Source organism: Arthrobacter sp. Sr24, from assembly GCF_054511175.1.
The window spans coordinates 21,943-28,100 of sequence record NZ_JBTNDB010000036.1 but is presented as its reverse complement, the minus strand read 5'-3'; the positions used below and the strand labels follow the sequence as shown (position 1 = coordinate 28,100).

5 protein-coding genes are annotated in these 6,158 nt (G+C 59.8%); all 5 read right to left on the bottom strand.

The genetic code is table 11. The features are described 5' to 3' along the window. Window positions 1-951: putative transposase (locus ACX80D_RS16705; protein ID WP_459323993.1), on the bottom strand; the 951-nt coding region annotated here is incomplete at its 3' end. Window positions 952-1,260: 309 nt separating this feature from the next. Beyond that, a complete protein-coding gene (locus tag ACX80D_RS16700) occupies window positions 1,261-2,499 on the bottom strand; it encodes an ROK family protein (RefSeq protein ID WP_459323992.1) in 1,239 nt (412 codons plus the stop codon). Between the two features lie 113 nt (window positions 2,500-2,612). Beyond that, window positions 2,613-3,614: a sugar phosphate isomerase/epimerase family protein gene (locus ACX80D_RS16695; protein WP_459323991.1), complete on the bottom strand. Its 1,002-nt coding sequence runs from the start codon at window positions 3,612-3,614 to the stop codon at window positions 2,613-2,615. A gap of 35 nt (window positions 3,615-3,649) precedes the next feature. Continuing rightward, the gene (locus tag ACX80D_RS16690) at window positions 3,650-4,798 is read right to left on the bottom strand and encodes a Gfo/Idh/MocA family protein (RefSeq protein ID WP_459323994.1); all 1,149 of its coding nucleotides are present in this window, start codon (window positions 4,796-4,798) and stop codon (window positions 3,650-3,652) included. Between the two features lie 157 nt (window positions 4,799-4,955). Beyond that, complete coding sequence (locus tag ACX80D_RS16685) at window positions 4,956-6,008, bottom strand: substrate-binding domain-containing protein (protein WP_459323990.1); 1,053 nt, start codon at window positions 6,006-6,008, stop codon at window positions 4,956-4,958. Window positions 6,009-6,158 lie beyond the last annotated feature (150 nt).

Genomic DNA, 6,158 nt, shown 5'->3' with positions numbered 1-6,158 from the left:
ACCACCAGGACCAGTGCCGGCTAGATGGTTTTTTGCCATGGCGGCAATCAACTCACCAGCTTTGCTCCTTTGGGCAAGTTGGTTGATCTTGCGGCGGATGGTCTTTACTTCAGGGGCCCGATCCAACCCCAACACCCGGCCAAGCTCTACCGGGTCAAAGCGGGTTGCTCCCTCGGCCCGGGATTCTCCTGCCAACGCACGCAACACCGCATCGATCAGGACGGTTTCCAGCCCGTAGAACCCGTCCGGCAGCGCACCGTACGCGTCTTTCGCACAGGTCAGCAGGCCGGTGGCTTCCAGAGCAGGAATGGCCAGAAACAAGCCGGCATGCCGGGCACCGGTGGCAGGGGCAAAGACCGGGGCAGCGGATTGCAGCAGCCCCGCCCTGGCCGCAGCCCGCTCACTGGCACGATCCATCGGGGCAGGTGTGAGCGGTAATTCCTGCTGGGCGGGTGACTTTTCAACCACGGCGCCAGGATCAGTCGTGGCGGCCTGATTCAGTGGGGTTTCGGTCATGGCCATGGCGCGCCGGACCGTGTCAGTAGAGACCACGGTCGCTGCCGCGGTTGCTCGCAGGCTCGCCCCACCGGCGCGATGAGCACGAATTTCTACTGCTTTCTCCTGCGTGAGCAGCGAGGGACGCTTGGGCCCCTTCTTCACCGGAGCGAGTCCCATCAATCCGGTGTTTTCAAGGGACTTACGCCAACGCCTCAGCGACTCGGTATTGATGCCGAAACCGGCAGCAACTTCATTGACCTGGGCTACCCCGGTATCCACGAGCTGGGAAGCTGCGAAACGGCGGATTCCGTCCTGCCCCGGCTCCCAGACAAAGGCCAGCTGGCCATTGATGAAGACCTTGCCACCAGCGGTGTTCTCCATCAGTGCAGCACGATCGCCAATGAGCGTGGCGCCGAGGTCGGCCAGTACGGGAAAGTCAGTCTGGGTGGTCATTGAAACCATTGTTTCACCCACCCGCGCCAATAATCATCACGCCTTTATTATCTCACAAAAGGGCGGAAATTAACAGCCCGAGCCAACATGAAAACCCCGTCAATCCAACGAAGTCGAACACCCACTAAATCGCTATGTCAAGAGCCCTGAGACCCCGACTCTCATCAATTAAATCGTGATGTCAGGAGGCCTGGGGCTTTGGGTGCAGAAGATTTTGGCACCACGGCGGACCCGCCCCCGACGCTGAGCTACGAGCGATGTGAGCAGGGGCAGGGCGTTACCGTGCTCTGCCGTTTCCCAGCCCTAGCGTCAGCTGATCAGGGCCTCTTGCTCAGCGATGCTGGCCGGGTCTGCCAGCACAGAGGCAAAAGCTAGCTGTGCCGCACCCACGAGCAGCAAGTCGAGGCCTAGGGCAGCGCGGACGATCCTGACATCTGAGTCTGGGCCGGTCATGGCCTTAGCCTTGACGATCTCTTCCATGCGGTCGGGCTCGGTAGCGTACAGGGTGCCCAGGAAGCCACCCAGGATGATCAGCTCCGGGTTGAAGATATTGACAATGCTGCACAGGGATTCGCTCAGGTAGCCAACCTGTTGGTGGACCAGGTCCAGAATTTTCGGCTCGGGACCACCGGGTCGGGAGAATTGGGCCAGCAGGGTGGCATCGAGTTTTTCAACCTCGGTGCCACTCAAATCCAATGCTGCCAGCAAGGGTTCCTGGCGTACTTCAGTTTCGAGGCAGCCTTGCCGTCCACAATGGCAGGTGAGGCCGTTTGATTTGACCAGTCCGTGGCCAAATTCCCCGGCAAAACCACTGGTTCCCAGTAACGGGTGCCCGTCAATGGCAATGCCGCCTCCAATACCGCTGGCGCCGCCGTTGAGGTAAATATGGTTGCGCCCGCCGCGGCCGGCGCCAAAGGTACTCTCGGCCATGAGACCGGTGGAGGCATCGTTTGCGGTGGTGACGGGCAGTTTAAGGGCGGCGCTGAGCATGGCTGAAAAGGGGACACCATGCCAATCAAGATGGGGTGCGGCAACCACTTCACCGTCAATTTCACGCACCAGCCCAGGGACCGCCACGCCAACACCTACGGTGCGGAAAGAACTATCCAGTTCTCCACGCATGCCAGCCACAACTGCTGCCACAATGTTGATGACTTCCTCAGGGCTGGGCACCCGGGCAGTGTCGTAGCGGATGCGCTTGAGGACGCGTCCGGACAAAGAGACCAAACCAATGGTGACGGCGTCGACCTCTGGGTTGATGGCAATCGCCACAACGTCTTCGCGAGGCACAATGATCGGGCTCGGGCGGCCGGCATGATGTGTCATGCCGGGCTCTTGCTCTTCCACAAGTCCCAAGTCAACGAGTTCGGCGACAAGGCCTGCGACCGTGGAGCGGTTCAGTCCGGTTGCCCGGGTGACATCCGCCCGCGATAAACGTCCGCGAACGTGCGCCAGGTTCAAGACGACGGCCAAGTTGTTCCTGCGGACGTCATCAAGGTTATTGCCCCTGCGCACGGTCCGAGGAGCTGGAAGATCCGGTACTGCCACTTAAATCACCTCTTTCGGCACACTCGTTAGGGGGAAAAACTTGCAAGCGGCCCGCTCCATATTACCCGAACGGAGCGGGTGTTGGAGCGGGCCGCGTAGCGCCATGGGGCCGGTTACTGTGCCTTGAACGCGGAGTCGAAGGCGGCATCTGGGGCGGCAAAGGCATTGCGCTTGACGAAGGCCAGCGCCTCGGGTGCGCCCAACAGCCGGTCCATGCCGGCGTCCTCCCATTCCACGGAGATGGGCCCGTCGTAGCCAATCTGGTTCAGAGCACGGAAGCTGGCCTCCCAGGGGACGTCTCCGCGGCCTGTGGAAACAAAGTCCCAGCCACGGTTCAGGTCAGCCCACGCCAAGTGCGAACCCAGCACACCGTTGCGGCCATTGCCCAGGCGCAGTTTCACATCCTTGCAGTCGACGTGAATGATTCTGTCGGCGAATTCCAGAATAAAATCTACCGGGTTCAGCTGCTGCCACATGAAATGGCTCGGGTCCCAGTTCAGACAGAACGCCTCACGGTGACCAATAGCCTCCAAGGTTCGCTTGGTGGTCCAGTAGTCGTAGGCGATTTCACTGGGGTGTACCTCGTGAGCGTAACGGACGCCCACTTCGTCAAAGACGTCAAGGATCGGGTTCCAGCGGTCGGCAAAGTCTTGGTAACCGGCGTCGATCAGTTCCTGTGACACCGGCGGGAACATGGCCACGTATTTCCAGATGCTGGAACCAGTGAAACCAATAACTGTCTTCACACCGAGCTTGGCGGCCAGCCTGGCGGTGTTCTTCATTTCTTCGGCAGCACGTTGGCGCACACCTTCGGGCTCGCCGTCGCCCCAGATCGGATCGGGGAGAATGTCCCGATGTCGCTGGTCGATGGGATCGTCACAAACAGCTTGCCCCTTAAGGTGGTTTGAAATGGCGTAGACCTTCAGGTTGTACTTGGCCAAGAGAGCCAGTTTTTCGCTAACATAGGCCTCATCGTCCCATCGCCAAGGATCTAGGTGATCGCCCCAGCAGGCAATTTCCAGCCCGTCGTAGCCCCAGCCTGAGGCCAGCTTTGCCACGTCTTCAAGGGGTAGATCGGCCCATTGCCCGGTAAATAGCGTGATCGGTCGGCTCACTTGCGTCTCCTATTTCTTGGTGCTTATGAATGGGGTTAGAGAGAGGTCCAGATGCTGTTGGCCGCCGCGCTGACTTCCACGGCTTCAAGGACTTTCTGCACCTGCAATCCGTCAGCGAACGACGGCGTGGGTGCGCTTTCGCTGGCAACAGCCTGGAGGAAATCCCGTGCCTGGTGTGAAAAGCCGTGTTCGTAGCCGAGCATGTGCCCGGCTGGCCACCACGCGCTGATGTAGGGGTGTTCGGGTTCGGTCACCAAAATAGTGGTGAAGCCCTGCTCGGTCACGGGAGCGCTCGCATCGAAGAACTCCAGCTCATTGAGCCGTTCCAAATCGAAGCTGATAGCGCCTTCGGAACCCGAGACTTCTATGCGCAGGGCATTCTTGCGTCCCGTGCTGAAACGGGTAGCTTCAAAGGAGCCCAGGAAACCATCGTCCTTGGAGCCAAAGCGACCCGTAAATAGGGCCAGATCATCGACAGTGACGGCTCCCCTTCCTTCAGCCGCGGTGCCGGAAAGGCCGGTGGATGCGGCGGCCAGCGGCCGTTCGGCCACTATGGTTTCCATGGTGCCGCTCACTTGGATCAGCTCCACGCCGGTGATGAACTGGGCAAGATCGACGGCGTGTGCGCCGATATCTCCCAAGGCGCCCGATCCTGCGCGGTCTTTTTGCAACCGCCAGCTGAGCGGGCTGTTTTCATCCATCAACCAGTCCTGCAGGTAGGAGGCGCGGACCTGGCGGATCTTGCCTATCCGGCCAGCGGCAACCATGTCACGGGCCAGAGTAGCCGCCGGTACCCGACGGTAAGTGAAGCCCACCATGGAAAAAACGCCCTTCTTAGCGGCACGTTCGGCCGCCTCAGCCATGGCTTTGGCTTCGGTGACCGTATTCGCAAGGGGCTTTTCGCACAAAACATGCTTACCGGCGTCGAGCGCTGCAATGGCAATTTCAGCATGAGAATCGCCGGGGGTAACAATGTCAATAATGTCGATATCGTCACGGGCAATGGCCTCGCGCCAGTCAGTGGAGGTCTCTGCCCAGCCCCACTGTTGTGCAGCCGCGGTGGTTCTTTCGGGGTCCCGGGCAACCAGCAGTGTCATCTCTGGGGTGGCGTCCACGTCAAAGAAGCGTGGGGCAACGCGCCAGCCCTGGGAATGAGCCGCACCCATGAATCCGGCCCCGATCATGGCGACCCGCAGCGGGCGTGGTGAGTCAGACATGAAAAACCTCTCTCAATGTAGGAACGAGTGCTGCTGAGAAGACTTTTGACGGTGAATGCTGAAAGGCGGGGCGCCCGGGACAGTGGCAGTGCTGCCATACTGTCGTGGACACCCCGCGGTCAGGCTATGAAGCGAATGCTGCGCCGATGTACTCGTCCACATTGTCCTTGGTGACAACGGGGGCATCGAGCACAATCCGGTTCGGGACGCCCTGGGTGATCAGATCCGACGCCGGCAGGCCGAGGGCGATCAGCCGTGCCATAGCAATACCGTCAGCTGCTTGGGTTGAGGGGTAGATGACAGTTGCTTGCAAGACCGAGTCGCCAGCCTTGATGGACTCCATGGCGTTCTTGGATCCGGCACCACCCACCATGAAGAACTCGCTGCGGTTGGCGGCCTGGATGGCGGCCAGCACACCAATGCCCTGATCGTCATCGTGGTTCCAGATGGCGTCGATCTTCGGAGCCGCAGCCAAGAGCTGCGAAGTGGAGGCTTCGCCGCCTTGGACGGTGAAGTCTGCGGCCACGCGGTTATTGACCTTCAGGCCACAATCGCCAAGAGCTTCTTCAAAGCCGCGGCTGCGGTCCTGCGTCAGGGGCAGGCTATCGATACCGGCGATTTCAGCTACTACGGCGTCGCTCTTACCGTCGAGCTGCTCACAGATGTAAGTACCGGCGCTGACTCCCATGCCGTAGTTATCACCAAGAACGGTGGTGCGGGCGGCGAAATTGCTGCTGAATTCCCTGTCAACGTTGATGACCGGGATGCCAGCTTCCATAGCCTTGATGGCTACGTCGGTCAGTGCCGCTCCGTCGGTGGGCAGCATGACAATGGCATCAACCTTGTTGTTGATGAACGTTTCAATCTGGCTGATCTGTAGGTTGGCGTCGCTGGTACCTTCCGATACCACCAGCTCAACATCGTCGAAGGACTTTGCCGCTTCGATGGCTGCGGTGCTGATGGCACCGATCCAGCCATGGTCCGCTGCGGGGCCGGAGAAACCAATGGTGACCTTGTCCCCGGGCGCCCTTGATTCTTGGGTCTGGCCCGCGGTGTTGGTTGTTCCAGTCTCAGCTTCGGTTGTACCCGGGGTGCACGCGGTAATTAGACCGCCAACAGCAAACAGGGCTCCCGTTGTCATGAGAACCCTGTGGCGAAGTGAACGATTTTGACGCATCTTTTTCCTCCAAAGTTATTCAGACCCAGACGGTCCAGTGTGGGGTGGTGCGAGTCGCCGCTGCGGAGGGAAAATCATCAGCTGGGGAGCAATAAAGAGGCTGTGATGTCCACTTTGACGTCTAAAGCAACATAACAGGCATTTTTTGTA

Bases quoted from the DNA above. Each gene is read 5' to 3' on its own strand.
- ACX80D_RS16685 (WP_459323990.1), bottom strand. From the start codon at position 6,008: ATGCGTCAAAATCGTTCACTTCGCCACAGGGTTCTCATGACAACGGGA.
- ACX80D_RS16690 (WP_459323994.1), bottom strand. From the start codon at position 4,798: ATGATCGGGGCCGGATTCATGGGTGCGGCTCATTCCCAGGGCTGGCGC.